Annotated in this window: 15 protein-coding genes; 7 read left to right on the top strand and 8 right to left on the bottom strand. The window is 65.0% G+C overall.

Translation table 11 applies throughout. The features are described from left to right. Positions 1-267 precede the first annotated feature (267 nt). Positions 268-1,041, top strand: coding sequence for an ABC transporter ATP-binding protein (locus tag ACVWYQ_RS20575; RefSeq protein ID WP_157285817.1), 774 nt, complete (start codon positions 268-270; stop codon positions 1,039-1,041). Further along, on the top strand, positions 1,034-1,858 hold the full coding sequence (locus ACVWYQ_RS20570; protein ID WP_275507794.1) for an ABC transporter permease: 825 nt from the start codon (positions 1,034-1,036) through the stop codon (positions 1,856-1,858). The genes ACVWYQ_RS20575 and ACVWYQ_RS20570 overlap by 8 nt, the downstream gene beginning before the upstream one ends. Positions 1,859-1,978: 120 nt before the next feature. Here the strand turns inward: ACVWYQ_RS20570 and gtdA are convergent, their stop codons facing one another. Beyond that, complete coding sequence (gene gtdA, locus ACVWYQ_RS20565) at positions 1,979-3,019, bottom strand: gentisate 1,2-dioxygenase (protein ID WP_271539625.1); 1,041 nt, start codon at positions 3,017-3,019, stop codon at positions 1,979-1,981. Positions 3,020-3,163: 144 nt separating this feature from the next. On the opposite strand from gtdA, the gene maiA reads away from it, so the two are divergent. Together maiA and ACVWYQ_RS20555 are read left to right on the top strand one after the other, a co-directional pair. Next, positions 3,164-3,796: a maleylacetoacetate isomerase gene (gene maiA, locus ACVWYQ_RS20560; RefSeq protein WP_157285820.1), complete on the top strand. Its 633-nt coding sequence runs from the start codon at positions 3,164-3,166 to the stop codon at positions 3,794-3,796. Continuing rightward, positions 3,786-4,298 (top strand): MarR family winged helix-turn-helix transcriptional regulator, encoded by a 513-nt coding sequence (locus ACVWYQ_RS20555; RefSeq protein ID WP_404544447.1) that lies wholly within the window; start codon positions 3,786-3,788, stop codon positions 4,296-4,298. The genes maiA and ACVWYQ_RS20555 overlap by 11 nt, the downstream gene beginning before the upstream one ends. Before the next feature lie 150 nt (positions 4,299-4,448). Here the strand turns inward: ACVWYQ_RS20555 and ACVWYQ_RS20550 are convergent, their stop codons facing one another. The 6 genes from ACVWYQ_RS20550 to ACVWYQ_RS20525 all read right to left on the bottom strand — a co-directional run bounded on the left by ACVWYQ_RS20550 (position 4,449) and on the right by ACVWYQ_RS20525 (position 10,696). Further along, positions 4,449-6,062: a benzoate-CoA ligase family protein gene (locus tag ACVWYQ_RS20550; RefSeq protein WP_404544445.1), complete on the bottom strand. Its 1,614-nt coding sequence runs from the start codon at positions 6,060-6,062 to the stop codon at positions 4,449-4,451. Then, the gene (locus ACVWYQ_RS20545) at positions 6,059-7,210 is read right to left on the bottom strand and encodes an FAD-dependent monooxygenase (protein WP_404544442.1); all 1,152 of its coding nucleotides are present in this window, start codon (positions 7,208-7,210) and stop codon (positions 6,059-6,061) included. Before ACVWYQ_RS20545 ends, ACVWYQ_RS20550 begins: the two co-directional genes overlap by 4 nt. 187 nt (positions 7,211-7,397) lie before the next feature. Then, the gene (locus ACVWYQ_RS20540) at positions 7,398-7,613 is read right to left on the bottom strand and encodes a hypothetical protein (RefSeq protein WP_128265055.1); all 216 of its coding nucleotides are present in this window, start codon (positions 7,611-7,613) and stop codon (positions 7,398-7,400) included. A gap of 134 nt (positions 7,614-7,747) precedes the next feature. Then, a complete protein-coding gene (locus ACVWYQ_RS20535) occupies positions 7,748-8,572 on the bottom strand; it encodes a cysteine rich repeat-containing protein (protein WP_404544440.1) in 825 nt (274 codons plus the stop codon). 145 nt (positions 8,573-8,717) lie between these two features. Further along, positions 8,718-9,719 (bottom strand): NADP-dependent oxidoreductase, encoded by a 1,002-nt coding sequence (locus tag ACVWYQ_RS20530; protein WP_404544438.1) that lies wholly within the window; start codon positions 9,717-9,719, stop codon positions 8,718-8,720. A 182-nt stretch (positions 9,720-9,901) separates the two neighbouring features. Further along, positions 9,902-10,696, bottom strand: coding sequence for an ATP-grasp domain-containing protein (locus ACVWYQ_RS20525; RefSeq protein ID WP_404544435.1), 795 nt, complete (start codon positions 10,694-10,696; stop codon positions 9,902-9,904). Positions 10,697-11,070: 374 nt separating this feature from the next. On the opposite strand from ACVWYQ_RS20525, the gene ACVWYQ_RS20520 reads away from it, so the two are divergent. The 3 genes from ACVWYQ_RS20520 (at position 11,071) to ACVWYQ_RS20510 (ending at position 14,237) form a co-directional block, all read left to right on the top strand. Further along, positions 11,071-11,844 (top strand): ferredoxin--NADP reductase, encoded by a 774-nt coding sequence (locus ACVWYQ_RS20520; RefSeq protein ID WP_404544433.1) that lies wholly within the window; start codon positions 11,071-11,073, stop codon positions 11,842-11,844. Between the two features lie 366 nt (positions 11,845-12,210). Continuing rightward, positions 12,211-13,899: an FMN-binding glutamate synthase family protein gene (locus tag ACVWYQ_RS20515; RefSeq protein WP_404544432.1), complete on the top strand. Its 1,689-nt coding sequence runs from the start codon at positions 12,211-12,213 to the stop codon at positions 13,897-13,899. A 98-nt stretch (positions 13,900-13,997) separates the two neighbouring features. Further along, positions 13,998-14,237 (top strand): PilZ domain-containing protein, encoded by a 240-nt coding sequence (locus tag ACVWYQ_RS20510; RefSeq protein WP_271539610.1) that lies wholly within the window; start codon positions 13,998-14,000, stop codon positions 14,235-14,237. A gap of 221 nt (positions 14,238-14,458) precedes the next feature. Here the strand turns inward: ACVWYQ_RS20510 and ACVWYQ_RS20505 are convergent, their stop codons facing one another. After that, complete coding sequence (locus ACVWYQ_RS20505) at positions 14,459-15,754, bottom strand: hemolysin family protein (protein WP_157285827.1); 1,296 nt, start codon at positions 15,752-15,754, stop codon at positions 14,459-14,461. Between the last annotated feature and the right edge of the window lie 236 nt (positions 15,755-15,990).

Below are 15,990 nucleotides of genomic sequence, written 5' to 3'. Positions count from 1 at the left end.
ACCCTCCCCTGGAGGGGGAGGGTCGATCGCACCGGCGATGCGCAGCATCGTCCCGAGCGAGCGGGGTGGGGTGAGCCACGGCGGTGGTCTATCTGTCGTTTGCTCCGACCATTCGCGGGAAGTTCGGGGGCAGGAATTGCCAGCATCCGCGCCGATAGACTATCACCCCACCCCGGTTTGCATTTCGCTTCGCTGCATGCAAACCGATGCTCCCCCTCCAGGGGAGGGTGAAGAGCGCGCACAGCCCGAGCAGAAACGGTGCGCCGCATGGACCTGATCGCCAGCCACATCACCCATCGCTTCGGCGATCTCGCCGTGCTCGACGACGTCTCGTTCACCGTCGGGGCGGGCGAGGTGGTGGCGATCGTCGGACCCTCCGGCTGCGGCAAGAGCACGCTGCTGTCGATCCTCGGCGGACTGCTGCAGCCGACCTCCGGCGCGCCGGAGCTGCGCGGCGCGCCGCCGGCGGATAGCCTCAATCCGCTGACTTTCGTGTTCCAGGACTTTGCGCTGCTGCCCTGGGCGACGGTGGAGGAGAATGTTGAATTCCCGCTGCTGCACACAAAGCTCTCGGCCGCGCAGCGCCGCGCGCTGGTCGAGGATGCGCTGCGCCGCACCGGCCTCACCGATTTTCGCCAGACCTATCCAAAGCAGCTCTCGGGCGGCATGCGCCAGCGCGTCGGCATCTCGCGCGCGCTCGCGGTGAAGCCCGCGATCCTCTTGATGGACGAGCCGCTCTCGGCGCTGGATTCGCAGACCCGCGAGCTGCTGCTGGAGGATTTCATCCGCCTGCTCGCCGATGGCGGCATGGGCGCGGTCTACGTCACCCACAATCTCGAAGAGGCCGCGCGGCTTGCCGATCGCATCGTGGTGCTGTCACGCCGGCCCGGTCGTATCCGCGAGGTCGTCACCGTGCCGATGACGCGCGCGGCCCGCGGCGAAGCGGGGGCCCGCGAACAACTGCTGGCCCTGCAGAACCAGATCTGGTCGCTGATCCGCAACGAGGCGATCGATGCCGAGCGCGAGGTCCAGCATGCTTGATCGCGCGGCAACGGACATGGCGGCCAAGAACGAAGCGACGCGGCGCGTCCACTTTCGCGGCGCGGGCTTCGTGCCCGCGTCGAGCCGGTATGGCGGCTGGATCGCGCTCGGCCTGCTTATCGCGATCTGGCAGGCCGCCGGCAGCGCCGGCCTCGTCAATGCGCTGTTTCTGCCGACTCCTTCCGCAATTGTTCGCGCGATCTATCAGCTCGCCGTTTCCGGCGCACTCTGGCAGCATGTTTCGGCTTCGCTGCTGCGGATCGGCGTCGGCTGGCTGTTGGGAACGGCGGCCGGAATCGCCGTCGGCTTCGCCATCGGCCTGTCGCGTCTCGCGCGCAGCGTCGGCATCACCTTCATCTCGGCGCTGTTTCCGATCCCGAAGATCGCGCTGCTGCCGCTGCTGATTCTCTGGCTCGGCATCGGCGAAGAGCCGAAGATCGCGACCATTGCGTTAGGGGTGTTCTTCTCGACCGCGATCTCGGTCTATAGCGGTGTCGATGCGGTGCCGCGCAACCTTATCCGCATGGCGCAGAGCTTCAACGTTCCGTTCGCCACCATCGTGCGCAAGGTGATCTGGCCCGGCGCGCTGCCGGCGATCCTCGCGGGCTTCCGCATCACCGCCTCCGTCGCGCTGCTGCTGGTCGTCAGCGCCGAGATGATCGGCGCCCAATACGGCATCGGTGCCTTCGTGCTGCAAGCGGGCAACCTGATGCAGACCGATCAGCTGCTCGCGGGCGTCGTGATCCTGTCGGTGTTCGGCCTCGTCGTGGGGAAGGTGATCGGCTGGCTGGAGATGCGGCTGTTGCACTGGCGCTAGATACGATCACCGGCGCCGTAGGGTGGGCAAAGCGAAGCGTGCCTACCATTCCTTCATGAGTCGCGAAGACGTGGGCACGGCGCAAGGGCGCCTTTGCCCACCCTACGAGACCGGCGACCGTCACGCGTTCCCACGATCTTCCCTGAACAGATCCAGCTTCTGCTGCACCGGCCGATCCGAGAAGCTGAACAGCACGGCGTCCTCATCCGCCTCGTGTGTCACCCAGTGCCAGCTCGGCACCACGAACAGATCGCGCGGGCCCCATTCGAACACGGTATCGCCGATGCGGCTGCGACCGCGTCCTTCGATCGGGCAGAACACGGTGGCGTCCGTCGAACGATAGCGCGTGGTCTTAAAACCCTTGGGCAGCAGCTGGATGAAGGTGCCGATGGTCGGCATTGCGAAATCGCCGGTCTCGGGGTTGCTGAACTTCAGCTTGAGGCCGTGGCAGGCGTCCCATTCCTGGCTCGTCCTGGCCTTCTCCAGCGCCTCGCGGGTGTAGGCATAGGGATAGCTGAAGATGGGCGACGTCTTCGAGCTCCGCTTCACATCGACGGGCAGGAGGTTGTGGCCGTAGCGGGCAAAGCTGTCGCCGGCAGGCTTTGTGATCTTCTGCTGGTCTTCGTTCGCGCCTTCGGCAAAGGAGCAGTCGAAGAACTGCACCAGGGGGATGTCGAGGCCGTCGAGCCAGAACATCGGCTGGTCGGTCTCGTTGGAATGATCGTGCCAGGTCATCGAGGGCGTGATGATGAAGTCGCCGGGCTCCATCGCGGTGCGCTCGCCGTCCACCGCGGTGTGGGCGCCCCTGCCTTCGAGCACGAAGCGCAGCGCCGACTGGCTGTGCCGGTGCGCAGGCGCGACGTCGCCGGGCACCACCATCTGCACGCCGGCATAGAGGGAGGTCGTGATCTTGGATTGCCCGCGCAGCCCCGGGTTCTCCAGCACCAGCACGCGCCGCTCGGCTTCCTTGGCGGTAATGAGCTTGCCGGCCTCCGTCATGTAATCGCGGATAACGTCGAACTTCCAGAGGTGAGGCCGGCACGCGCTTTTCGGCTCCGGCGTGATCAGGTCGCTCATCACCGTCCACAGCGCGGTGAGATTCTCGCCGTCGATCTTCCGGTAGAACGCCTCGCGTTCCGGCGTCTTGGTCACGGCTTCCATGAATGAGCCTCCCGTTCATTGTTGATTGACAGTATACTGACAATCTATATAGCGTCAACTTGACGAACGACACACAAAGGTCGTGTCATTCCGGGCTCGACGCTGGCGCGTCGCCCCGGAATGACAAAAGCAGGGAGGCTCTCAATGAAGCTGCACGGCTATTTCCGCTCCAGCGCCGCCTATCGCGTGCGGATCGCGCTGAACCTGAAGGGGCTCGGCGCCGAGCATCTGCCGCATCATCTGCGCAAGGGCGAGCAATGCGCCCCCGGCTATCTCGCCATCAACCCGCAGGGCCTGGTGCCGGCGCTGGAGGACGATGCGGGTGGCGTGCTGACGCAATCGGTGGCCATCATCGAATGGCTCGACGAGACCCATCCCAATCCGCCGCTGCTGCCGAAGGATCCGCTGCGCCGCGCCAGGGTGCGGGCGTTTGCGCTAGCGATCGCCTGCGACACCCATCCGGTGCAGAACCTGAAAGTGCTGGCGCGGCTGCGTGAGCTGGGTCTGCCCGAAGAGAAGGTCCAGGACTGGGCCGCCTGGGTCAACCGCGAGGGCCTGTCGGCCTGTGAGATGCTGATCAAGGACGAGAAGGGCCCATTCTGCTTCGGCGATGCGCCGACGCTGGCCGATCTCTGCCTCGTGCCGCAGCTCGGCAATGCCCGCCGCTTCGGCGTCGACGTCTCCGCCTATCCGCGCCTGCTCCAGGCCGAGGCCGCCGCCAAGGCGCTGCCGGCATTTGCCGATGCCGCGCCGGAGAAGCAGCCCGATGCCGAGTAAGCCGCCCCCTCCGATCACGATCGACGCGGTCTATGCCGCGCCGGGCTATCTGTTCCGGCGCATGCAGCAGATCGCGGTCTCGATCTTCATGGAGGAGTGCAAGGCGTTTGATCTCACGCCGGTGCAATATGCCGCGCTGGTCGCAATCCACACCCATCCGGGCATCGACGCGACGCGGCTGTCGGCGGTGATCGCCTTCGACCGCTCGACGCTCGGCAGCGTGATCGAACGTCTGCAGGCCAAGGCCTATATCGAGCGCAAGCCGGCACCCGAGGACAAGCGGATCAAGCTGCTCTATCTGACCAAGTCGGGCGCTGCGATCCTGCGCGAGATCATCCCCGCCGTCGAGCGCGCACAGGCCCGGATGCTGGAGCCGCTCAAGCCCGCCGATCGCAAGGCGCTGATGGGGCTGCTGGCGCAGCTGGTTGATCTCAACAACGAAGCCTCCCGCGTGCCGCTGCGCGCGGAGGACGCGCTGGAGCATCTGGGGAACGGTGCGTGAGGGGGCGCCCCGGCCAGCCCAGAGCGCGATCTCGTAGGGTGGGCAAAGGCGCGAAGCGCCGTGCCCACGATCTCTCTCCTATTGGGGAATGGTGGGCACGCTCCGCTTTGCCCACCCTACGATCGCGGTGCGCGGAACTCCGTCCTCGCCTCACATCCGCAGCAACGCCTGCCGATCGATCTTCCCCGTGCCGGTCTTCGGGAGTTCGTCGATGAAGATCACCTCGCGCGGATATTTGTACGGCAGCAGCCTGCTCTTGACATAGTCCTGCAGCCTGCGCGCCGCCTCACTCTGGTCGACCGCGCGGTTGTTCATCACCACCACCGCCTTCAGCGTCATGCGACGGTCCGGCAGCTCGGCGGCGAACACCGCGCATTCGCGGATGTCGGGGTGATCGGCGAGGCACAGCTCGACCTCGAGCGGGTAGACCCACTGGCCGGAGATCTTGATGAGATCGTCGGCGCGGCCACGGAAGAAGTGGAAGCCGTCGGCATCCCGCACGAAGCGATCACCGGTGTAGATCCAGCCGCCCTCGCGGATCGTCTCGGCGGATTTGTCCGGCCGATTCCAGTACAGCGGCGTGTTGGAATCGCCGCGCACCCACAGAATCCCTTCCTCGTTGTCGCCGACGTCGCGGCCGTCCTTGTCGCGCAGCGCGACCTCGTAGCCGGGAACGCGCAGACCCGCGGCGCCGAGTTTCTTCTGCTCGGGCCGGTTGGAGAGATAGATGTGCAGCACCTCGGTCGAGCCGAGGCCTTCGACGATTTCGAGCCCCGTGAGCGTCTTCCAGCCGTTGAAGACCTCGGCCGAGAGCACCTCGGCGGCGGAGAGCGCCATGCGCAGCGACGAGAAATCCGTCTTGTCCGAGCCGTCGGCCTTGGTCAGCGCGGTGTACAGCGTCGGCAGGCCGAAGAAGACCGTCGGCTTGTACTGCTCAATCGCCGCGAAGATCGACGTAGGCTTCGGCTGGCCCGGCAGCAGCAATGTTGCGGCGCCGGCCGAGAACGGGAAGGTGACGGAATTGCCGAAGCCGTAGGCGAAGAAGATTTTTGGCACCGAGAAGCAGATGTCGTCAGGCGTCAGCTTCAGTACGCTCCGCGCAAAGGCGGCATCCGTGTAGGCCATGTCGTGCTGCAGGTGCACGATGCCCTTGGGCCGTCCGGTCGAGCCGGAGGAGTACATCCAGAACGCCATTTCGTCGCGCTGTGTCGGCGCTTCCGCCAGCTCGGCAGGGAATTGCGCGAGCCAGTTCTCCACCGCGAGCGCCTGCGGCGCCGCGTGCTCGCCGGCCACGCCATTGGCGACGATCAGCGTATGCAGCTTGGTCTCCCTGCAAGCCTCGGCATTGAAGCGGGCTACGAATTCTGCATCCGCCACCGCGACGGTCGCGCCGGAATCGGCGAGGTAGAATTGCAAGAGGTCCGGCGGCGTCAGCGTGTTGATCAAGAGCGGCACGAAGCCGGCGCGCACCGCGCCGAAGAAGGCGGCCGGATAGGCCGGTGTGTCGTCGAGGAACAGCAGCACGCGGTCGCCGCGCTTCAGGCCGAGCGACGCAAGGCCGTTGCCCCAGCGGCAAGCCTCGTCGCAGAGCTCGGCATAAGTCCGTGTGCCCGCGGGGCCGATCAACGCGCGCTTGTGGCCGCGACCCTTGGCGAGATTCTCGAACAGGATGCGGCTGGCGTTGTAGATGTCAGGGACGGCAAAGCCGATCTCGCGTGCGCCCTCGCTGTCGGCGGGCACCTGATCGAAAATCGCGTTGCTCATGCCTCGCCTCCCCCATTGTCCCCGCCATTCCTGGCCGCTTGATAGCGGGCCATGAAGGCCGGCGACATCGCACTCAGCCGGGAATCGTCGATGCGGCCGGAGCGGGTGATGTAGCTGTAGGCGAAGTCCATCAGGGGAAGCTTCATGTGCTCGGCGAAATGTTCGTACCAGAACGCACTGGTGCGCGCCGCGTTGACGAGCTTCTGCACGATGGGCTTGCGCGCGGCCTGATAGCGATGCAGCGCGGTCGCAAGGTGCGCATCCGACTCCAGCGCCTTGACGAGGGCGATGGCGTCCTCGATCGCGAGCCGCGTGCCCGAGCCGATCGAGAAATGTGCCGAATGCAGGGCGTCGCCGAGCAGCACCATGTTCTTGAACGACCAGTGCTCGTTCCAGATCCAGGGAAAATTGCGCCAGACCGATTTGTTGGAGACGAGGCAATGGCCGCCGAGCGTGTCGGCGAACACCTCCTCGCAGACGCCCTTGGACTGCTCGACGTCCTTGTAGGCGAACCCATAGGCCTGCCAGGTGGCGTAATCGCATTCGACCAGGAAGGTGCTCATGGTCGGCGAATAGCGGTAGTGATGGGCGTTGAAGGCGCCGCGCTCGGTCTTCACGAAGGTCTGCGACAGCGTGTCGAAGCGTTTCGAGGTGCCGTACCAGACGAACTTGTTGGATGAGTAGGACAGCGACGTCCCGAAATCGCCCTCATAGGCGCGGCGCACCAGCGAGTTCAGTCCGTCGGCGGCGACGATCAGATCGTGGCCGTTGAGCTGGTCGATCGCCTGGATCTGCGTGTCGAAGCGCGGGGTCACGCCGACATCGAGCGCGCGCTGCTGCAGGAATCTGAGCAGATCCAGCCGCCCGATCGATGAGAAGCCGACGCCGTCGATGGCGACGCTGTCGCCATGGAGGTGCAGCGTGATGTTCTCCCAGCTCTCCATGTGCGGGGCGATCGCATCGACCGTCTCGGGGTCGTCCGCGCGCAGGAACTCCAGCGCTTGGTCGGAGAACACGACGCCAAAGCCCCAGGTCGCGTCGGCCGGGTTCTGTTCGAACAGGTCGACCTGATCCTCGGGGTGACGCTTCTTCCAGAGATAGGCAAAGTAGAGCCCGCCGGGCCCCCCGCCAATCACGGCGATCCGCAACGACTGCCTCCCTAATTGACAGTATACTTACTATCTAGGGGTAGACTAATGTGCTCCGGCGTCCGGCGCCAGCGGAATTATCGGCAGCGCGCGGCACGCCAAAGCACGTGTCCGGACACGCGTTTTGCGGGTCCGAAACCGTCAGGTGCGAATCATAGCCAAACCGGGGCGGATTGGCCACCAGGGGTCAGACGCAGCGCTTCACATAGACCCCGTTCACAAGAACCCTGGTGCAGCGGACCGCCGGCACTGGCTTGCGGACGACGACGGCCGCGTTCGGTCCGACGCAGCCGGCGCGAACGACGCCGCGTGCGCACACCACCGCATTGGCGTCGGTGGCCTCGAAGGTCATGGTGGCGGCGAAGGCGAAGAGCGCAGAAGCAACGAGCAGCAATGAACGCATGTTGTCCTCCCGGGGCTTGTCGTGGTCGTAGCGGCCTTTCAAACAAGGGTCGGTTAGTTTTACGCCTCAGCACGCGAAAACCTTCGCGTCACGCACCGCAATTCATGCCGCGGACGAATTAAGCCCGCTCGATCTTACCTCGCCGCGAAAGGCGCGAGCACCTCCTTGCAGGCCGGCGAGAGCGATGCCGCCCGGTTGGAAATGCATTGGATGATCCGGCCGCCACCGGGCGCCACGCCGGCGCAGAGCGTGCGGATGTCGGCGCCGCAAGCCGACCGAACGATGAACAGCTCTTCGCGCGGCAGCAATGGCCGCAGCACGAGGGCGGCCGGAGCCGCGGCAGGCGCCGCGGCGGCCGGTGGTGCAGCACCCGAAGCGGGCGTGGCCGCGGCCGCTCCGCCACCGAAAGCCGCATTCACGGCGTTGGCGCAACCGGCCGACACCTTCGCCTTGTTCTTCTCCAGGCATTCGATCGCGGGCGCGCCGCCGGGCGGCACGCTGGCGCAGACCTTGGGATAATCGCTTCGGCAGGCGCTCTTGATCGCGGAAACCTGCGCGGGGCTCGGCTGCTTTGCTGCTGCCGCCTTCGATGCCGCCGCCGCTCCCGGCTTGGAAGCTGGCGCGGCAGCGGGCGCCGCTTCCGTTTTTGCCGGTTCGGATTTGACAGGCTCGGATTTGGCGGGCGCTGCTTCGGTCTTCGGCGCGGCGGCCGGTTCGACCGCGCGAACCGCAGCCTGGCAGCCCGACGACAGGCTCGACATGTTCTTGGCGAGGCATTGAACCGCCTCCACTCCGCCGGGCGTCACGCTCGAGCAGTACGCCATGAAGTCCGAGCGGCATGCGGACCGGATCGCGCTTTTCTGGGCCTCGGTCTGCGCGAGCGCTCCTGTTGCAGTTGCGAAGAGTGCCGTCGCCAGCAACGCCGTGCGCGTCGATGCATGCGTCAACGTGTTGAACATCTGGTGATTTCCTGCCCCGTCGGTAACGCCGACGATTCGCTAAAATGTAGTGCAATCGCAATTGTCGCGAGTGACGCCTCGCATGCAGCATCATTCGCCGCTTTGGCGTCACCCGCAAGTCAATAATGTCGGCGCAATTGCGCGATCAGAGCTTGACCATGCGCTTGCCTCGGTTCTCGCCCGCAAGCAATCCGATCAGCGCTTTCGGCGTGTTCTCGAGTCCGTCGAGAATATCCTCCTGCACCTTGAGCTTGCCGGATTTCACCCAGGCCTGGAGATCGGCGAGCGCGCGCTCGCTGTCCTTCATGTAGTCCATCACGATGAAGCCCTGCATGGTCAGCCGCTTCACCACGATCAGGCCGGGCACGCCGCGCGGGCCATGTGCGGCAGGCGCGCCGTCATATTGCGAGATCGCGCCACAACAGGCGATGCGGCCGTAGTTGTTCATCTGCGGCAGGCAGGCTTCGAGGATGTCGCCGCCGACATTGTCGAAATAGACGTCGATGCCTTTCGGCGCCGCTGCGCGCAGCGCCTTGAACACCGCGCCGTCCTTGTAGTCCACGGCGGCATCGAAGCCGAGCTCGGAGGTCAGCCAGTTGCACTTGTCGGCGCCGCCGGCGATGCCGACGACGCGGCATCCCCTGATCTTGGCGATCTGTCCGACGATCGAGCCGACCGAGCCTGCGGCTGCGGAGACCACGACCGTCTCGCCCTCCCTGGGCTTGCCGATCTCAAGCAGGCCGAAATAAGCGGTGAGACCGGCGATGCCGAACACGCTGAGCAGGTGCGTCATCGGCTCGAGCTTCGGCATTTTGGTCAGATGCTTCGCCGGCACGGCGGCAAATTCCTGCCAGCCGGTGTCGCCGAATACGATGTCGCCGGGCGCAAGCCCCGCTGCCTTCGAGTTGACGACCTCGGCGATGGCGCCGCCGGCCATGACGCTGTTGGCTTCGACGGCGGAACGATAGGTCGCGCCGTGCATCCAGGCGCGGTTGGCCGCGTCGAGCGAGATGTAGCGTACGCGCAGCAAGGCCTCGCCGTCCTTCGGCTCCGGCATCGCGCCTTCGACCATCCTGAAATGTTCGGGACCGAGCTTGCCGCTGGGCTTTTCCACCAGCAGGATCTGGCGATTGATGTTGCCGCTCATGGCGTTTCCCTTTTCATTTGCTTGACGATCATTGATGCAGCCGCCGCAAGGAAAGCGTGCAAGCCGCATGCGTCGTGCGCTGCATGAAGGCTAGATCGCCGCTTTCCATTTCACAATGGGAACATCCCGAAAACGCGACCGCACGCAGAAGGGATTGCAGCTTGCGCTTGGCGCTCGGAGCGTCACGCAAACACCCGGTCAAGCGCCGCGTCATATGTCGCCTGCACCAGCTCCGGGTGCAGCTTGCCGAGCGCCTCCATCATCACGCCGGAATTGATCTCGAGTACCTTCCATTCGCGGTTCACCCGAACCACGTCGATCGAAGCAAAGACGATGCCGATGGCGCGCGCGGCATCGATCGCGAGCTTTGCGCAGGCCGCGCGGACTGCGCCGTGCTCCAGCAGCACCGGCTTTGCGCCGGCATCGAGATTGTGCCGCCAATCCGAGCCGCGCTGCTTGCTGTAGACGACGAGCGGCATTTCATCGAGCAGGACCACGCGGACCTCCTCCTCGATCGCGACATAGGGCGAGATCACGAGCCCCGTGCTCATCGAGAAGACCTCGTCGGCGGCGTGGTCGAGCTCCGCCTCCGTCGTCACCTTGAAGACCGAGCGCCCCGATGTTCCCTCGTTCGGCTTCACCACCACGCCGTGCGGATTTTCGGCGAGCAGCGCCAGCATCCCCTCGCGCCAATCGGCGCCGGCGACATGCACGCCCAGCTTCGGGTTGAGGAACAGCCGATGCGGAACGCAGGGCACGGCCGCCAGCGTCAGCGCCTCGGCGGTGGCCGACTTGTCGTTGGCGAGGCGATGGGCGATGGCGCTGTTCAGGCCGATGTCGTAGCCGAAGGCGAAATGGCGTGTCGGTCCCCGGCGCATCGCGATGAGCCAGCCACCGGAGCGGACATCGACCGCGATGCCCCGCTCCGCGCAATAGCGCCTGATCGCCTGAACGAAGATCCGCTCGCCGCTTGCCATGGTGTTTCGTCGTTCCTGGCGCCAAAAACCGCAAAAATGCGGGCGCCGGCGCCAAGCCGGGTGAGAATTCAGAGCTATTCTTAATGAAATTCTTGCGAGCGCGCCGGAAATTAAGTGCTGCAATGAAGCCCGGCAGGGAAAAGAAATTATCCTCCTCGCGTGCGAGACAGCAGATTCCTTAATGATGTGACCAGTTCTGCCGCAAATGCCAGTTTGACCGGCATCAATTGCATCCGAAACGAGGTTGATTATTGGTCTCAATGGCGTAGATCACACACGCGAAATCCTCCGCCATGGCAAATGGTGACCGCCCGATTTCAGGGCCGGGCAACGCTTTTGCCCTAAAACCGCAGTTATTCGGAATATCGAAAATCATGAGCGCGTTTTACCGAGAGAAGGTTCTTTCCGTCCACCACTGGACCGACACGCTGTTCAGCTTCCGCGCCACCCGCGACACCGGCTTCCGGTTCCAGAACGGCCAGTTCGCCATGATCGGCCTCGAGGTCGATGGTCGGCCGCTGCTGCGGGCCTACAGCATGGCGAGCGCCAACCACGAGGAAGAGCTCGAGTTCTTCTCGATCAAGGTGCAGGACGGCCCGCTGACCTCGCGCCTGCAGAAGATCAAGGAAGGCGATACCATCCTGGTCGGCCGCAAGGCGACCGGCACGCTGATCACCGATAACCTGCTTCCCGGCAAGCGGCTGATGCTGCTCTCGACCGGCACCGGCCTTGCGCCCTTCGCGAGCCTGATCAAGGACCCCGAGGTCTACGACCAGTTCGAGTCCATCGTGCTGGTGCATGGCTGCCGCCAGGTCTCCGAGCTCGCCTATGGCGAGAAGCTGGTCGCGACCCTGCGCGAGGATGAGCTGTTCGGCGAGCTGCTCGCGGATAAGCTCCTCTATTATCCGACCGTGACCCGCGAGCCGTTCCGGAATCGCGGCCGCATCACCGACCTCATCAGCTCCGAGCAGATCTTCAACGACATCGGGCAGGGCCCGCTCGACATCGCAACCGACCGCATCATGATGTGCGGCAGCCCGGCGATGCTGGAAGAGCTGAAGCAGATGTTCGAGAGCCGCGACTTCGTCGAAGGAAGCGGCAACAAGCCCGGCCATTTCGTGATCGAAAAGGCCTTCGTCGAGCGCTGATTTTGCTGAGGAAGTGGCGCGATCGCGCGCCACACTCACTCGTCGTCCCGGACAAGCGCGCCCCAAGCGCGCGCCGATCCGGGACCCATAGCCACAGGACGTGGTTACGGCTCGGAGTGACAGCTTTCTCTGACCACGTAATCCCGTGGTTATGGATCCCGGGTCTGCGCTGACGCTTGCCCGGGACGGCAACTGAGTTTCAGTGGCGGCTGTCGCCTCCTCCCTCTGCTGCACCGCAAAATCCGTCCATCCGGCTGATTGATTTGTCTCGGCCGAATTCGCTAGCCTGAAACAAGGGCGGCGTCATATCCGTATGACAGGCGCGGGCGTATCGTGACGCCTTCTGCTGGCGAGAGGATCGGAATCGTGGCCGACGACAACAAGACGCATGCATCCCCGAAACGCCTGCCGCTGGCGGAGGAGGGGATCATGGAAACCCTGCTGCTGCCCTTCTCGCCGCGCTTCATCGTGCTGACGATCTGCGCGGTGGTCACCGCGCTCCTGATCGGCATCGGCATCTCCGACGGCAAGATCTTCGACATCCTGCTGATTCCGATCCTCATCTTCGGCGCGCTGACCCTGCTCGGCGTCCGCGATCTTCTGCAGAAGAGCCACGCGGTGCTGCGCAACTACCCGATTTCGGCGCATATCCGCTTCCTGCTCGAAGAGATTCGCCCCGAGATGCGGCAATATTTCTTCGAGAGCGAGAAGGACGGCATGCCGTTCTCGCGCGACACCCGCGCGGTGGTCTATCAGCGCGCCAAGATGGAGCTCGACAAGCGTCCTTTCGGCACCCAGGAGGACGTCTATCGCGAGGGCTACGAGTGGATGCATCACTCGGTCTCGCCGAAGGCGCATGCCACGGAGAAATTCCGTGTGGTGATCGGTGGGCCGGACTGCGCAAAGCCCTATTCGGCCTCGGTGTTCAATATCTCGGCGATGAGCTTCGGCGCGCTCAGCCCGAATGCGGTGCGGGCATTGAATGCCGGCGCCAGGAAGGGCGGTTTCGCGCACGACACCGGCGAGGGCGGCGTCAGCCCCTATCACCGCGAGATGGGCGGCGACATCATCTGGGAGATCGGCTCGGGCTATTTCGGCTGCCGTCATCTCGACGGCAGCTTCGATCCCGAAGCGTTCGCGCGCGTCGCCGGCGACGACCAGATCAAGATGGTCGAGCTCAAGGTCAGCCAGGGTGCCAAGCCAGGCCATGGCGGCGTGCTGCCGGCGGCCAAGGTCTCCGAGGAGATCTCCAAGATCCGCGGCGTCGCCATGGGCGAGGACTGCATCTCGCCGGCCTCGCACCGCGCCTTCTCGACGCCCGTGGGCATGATGCAGTTCATCGCCGAGATGCGCCGCCTTTCGGGCGGCAAGCCGGCCGGCTTCAAGCTCTGCATCGGCCATCCCTGGGAGTTCCTGGCGATCTGCAAGGCGATGCTTCAGACCGGAATCTATCCCGATTTCATCGTCGTCGACGGCAATGAGGGCGGCACCGGCGCGGCGCCGCTTGAGTTCATGGATCATCTGGGCATGCCGATGCGCGAGGGCGTCAATTTCGTCCACAACGCGCTGGTCGGCATCAATGCGCGCGACCGCATCAAGATCGGCGCCTCCGGCAAGATCGCGACCGCCTTCGACATGGCGCGCGCCATGGCGATCGGCGCCGATTGGTGCAATTCGGCGCGCGGCTTCATGTTCTCGCTCGGCTGCATCCAGTCGTTGAGCTGCCACACCGACCGCTGCCCGACCGGCGTGGCGACGCAGGATCCGACGCGGGCGCGCGCGCTCTACGTGCCGCTCAAGATCGACCGCGTGCACAATTATCACCATGCCACGCTGCACTCGCTGACCGAGCTGATCGCCGCGGCAGGGCTCGAACATCCGCAGCAGCTGCGGCCGATCCATTTCAGCCAACGGACGTCGACGACCCAGGTGAAGTCGTTCGCGCAGCTCTATCCGGCGCTGCGTCCGGGCGAGCTGCTCGAAGGCACGGAAGACCCGCGCTTCCGCGACGCCTGGCAGATGGCGCGCGCCGAGACGTTCCAGCCGGCGTTGTAAGATGCGGGCTGCGGCTGCCGTCGGCCAGGGACCTCAAATTGCCGAGAGCGGAGGGTAGGGTTTAACGGCTGGTTCAACTTTGGGTGTAGATTCGGCCCATGGACGAGCGACGCGACAAGGCCCGACATCGCGTGCTGAAGGCCGGGACGATCGAGTTCGGCGGCGGCGCGATCGACTGCACCGTCCGCAATCTCTCCGATACCGGCGCCGCACTCGACGTTGCCAGCCCCGTCGGCATTCCCGATCATTTCACCCTGTTCGTCCAGGCCGACGGCACGCATCGCGCCTGCACGGTGGTCTGGCGCAAGGAAAAGCGGATCGGGGTCAGGTTTGGGTAGGGTTCTGCGAGTGACGCGAACTCGAGCCACAACTCAGCTGTCGTCCCGGACAAGCGCGAGCGCAGATCCGGGACCCATACCGCGTGATCTCGCGAGTGCGGCTGGTGGCAATACCAAACTGCGAGTCTTCGCCAAACCCCTCCCTGGTTATGGATCCCGGATCGGCGCGCGCTTGAGGCGCGCTTGTCCGGGACGACAGCTAACTTTGCGGCTTGCTAAATTCACCCCGTCTCGACCTCAGTCAATCGGCTCGCCAATATCTTGTCGATCCTTCGCCCGTCGAGATCGACCACCTCGATGTGCCAGCCGCCGAAATCGAAGGCATCGCCGACATTGGGCAGCATGTTGAATTGTTGCAGCACGAGGCCTGCGACCGTGTTGTAGCGATGCGGCGGCAGCTTGATGCCGAGCAGTTCGCCGAACTCGTCGACCGGCATCCAGCCGGAGATCAGCAGCGAATCGTCGTCGCGCCTGACGAAGGCCGGCTCGGGCGGTCCCTCCTCGGAATGAAAGGCGCCGACGATCGAGTAGAGGATGTCGGCGGCGGTCACCATGCCTTCGAAGGCGCCGTATTCGTCGTAGACGAGCCCGACGTGAACCGGGGCCGCTTTCAGGATGGTCAGCACGTCGCGCGCATCTGCCGACACCGGGATGCCGGGCGCCTCGCGCACGAGCGCGCGCAGGTCCGGATTGCGTTCGTTCATATAGGCGATCAGCAGGTCCTTGGCCTGCAGCACGCCGATCGGCTTGTCGCGGTCGCCGTCGGACACGGGAAAGCGCGAATGCGGGCTCTTGGCGATGATGTCCTGGATGGCGGCGGGATCGTCGTTCAGGTCGATCTCGTCGACCTCGGTGCGCGGCGTCATGACCGCGCCGACCGGCCGGTCGCCCAGCCGCATCACGCCGGCGATCATCTCCTTCTCGCCGGGCTCGAGCACGCCTGCGCTCTCGGCCTCGCTGACGAGGTGATGGATCTCGTCCTCCGAGACTTTCTCCTCGGCCTTGCCGCCGCGGCCGAGCAGCGTGAGGATCAGCTTGCCGGAGACGTCGAGCAGAAACACGAGCGGCAGCGATATTTTCGCAAGCGCGTGCATCGCCGGCGCGACCCGCACCGCGATGCTCTCGGGGTCGCGCAGCGCCACCTGCTTCGGCACCAGCTCGCCGACGATCAGGGTGCCGTAGGTGATGAGCGTGACCACGATGCCGACGCCGACGATGTCGGCAATGCCTGGCGACAGGCCGAGCTCGAGCAGCCATTGCGTCAGCCGCTGCCCGAGCGTCGCGCCCGAGAACGCGCCGGAGAGCACGCCGACCAGCGTGATGCCGATCTGCACCGTCGAGAGGAACTTGCCGGGATCGGCCGCCAGCGTCAGCGCTCGCTCGGCGCCGCGCACGCCCTTGGCCGCGAGCAGCGACAGCCGCGCTGGGCGTGATGACACCACGGCCAGCTCCGACATGGAGAGCAGGCCGTTGATGACGATCAGGACGACGACGATGGCGAGTTCGAGCGAAAGCATTGACGTTCCGGAGGTAAGCAAGTGTGGCCGGGATGCCGGCAAGCCACTGATATAGGTATTCAGTGCGGAAGTGCTGGCGATTCTGCTTATTCATCGCCGAAAGGGAACCCGTGCGCGACGGCGTTCCCAAAGGCGTCCGCGACGCCTTGACACCCCGCGGAACTACGGATCGTTGCCTAACGAGCCCTTAGTGGCCGCCCGCTAGCTTTTGCGCTTGCAAGAATAGACCCGGGGGA

The organism is Bradyrhizobium sp. USDA 3397 (genome assembly GCF_054060965.1).
Note: the sequence above shows the minus strand (reverse complement) of the source record. Positions and strands in the feature narration are given on the sequence as shown.

What these genes read in the sequence shown, in the direction of transcription:
- ACVWYQ_RS20570 (WP_275507794.1), top strand. Translation starts at nt 1,034, where the DNA reads ATGCTTGATCGCGCGGCAACGGACATGGCGGCCAAGAACGAAGCGACG.
- ACVWYQ_RS20535 (WP_404544440.1), bottom strand. Translation starts at nt 8,572, where the DNA reads ATGTTCAACACGTTGACGCATGCATCGACGCGCACGGCGTTGCTGGCG.
- maiA (WP_157285820.1), top strand. Translation starts at nt 3,164, where the DNA reads ATGAAGCTGCACGGCTATTTCCGCTCCAGCGCCGCCTATCGCGTGCGG.
- ACVWYQ_RS20505 (WP_157285827.1), bottom strand. Translation starts at nt 15,754, where the DNA reads ATGCTTTCGCTCGAACTCGCCATCGTCGTCGTCCTGATCGTCATCAAC.
- ACVWYQ_RS20525 (WP_404544435.1), bottom strand. Translation starts at nt 10,696, where the DNA reads ATGGCAAGCGGCGAGCGGATCTTCGTTCAGGCGATCAGGCGCTATTGC.
- ACVWYQ_RS20510 (WP_271539610.1), top strand. Translation starts at nt 13,998, where the DNA reads ATGGACGAGCGACGCGACAAGGCCCGACATCGCGTGCTGAAGGCCGGG.
- ACVWYQ_RS20550 (WP_404544445.1), bottom strand. Translation starts at nt 6,062, where the DNA reads ATGAGCAACGCGATTTTCGATCAGGTGCCCGCCGACAGCGAGGGCGCA.
- gtdA (WP_271539625.1), bottom strand. Translation starts at nt 3,019, where the DNA reads ATGGAAGCCGTGACCAAGACGCCGGAACGCGAGGCGTTCTACCGGAAG.
- ACVWYQ_RS20530 (WP_404544438.1), bottom strand. Translation starts at nt 9,719, where the DNA reads ATGAGCGGCAACATCAATCGCCAGATCCTGCTGGTGGAAAAGCCCAGC.
- ACVWYQ_RS20555 (WP_404544447.1), top strand. Translation starts at nt 3,786, where the DNA reads ATGCCGAGTAAGCCGCCCCCTCCGATCACGATCGACGCGGTCTATGCC.
- ACVWYQ_RS20520 (WP_404544433.1), top strand. Translation starts at nt 11,071, where the DNA reads ATGAGCGCGTTTTACCGAGAGAAGGTTCTTTCCGTCCACCACTGGACC.
- ACVWYQ_RS20575 (WP_157285817.1), top strand. Translation starts at nt 268, where the DNA reads ATGGACCTGATCGCCAGCCACATCACCCATCGCTTCGGCGATCTCGCC.
- ACVWYQ_RS20540 (WP_128265055.1), bottom strand. Translation starts at nt 7,613, where the DNA reads ATGCGTTCATTGCTGCTCGTTGCTTCTGCGCTCTTCGCCTTCGCCGCC.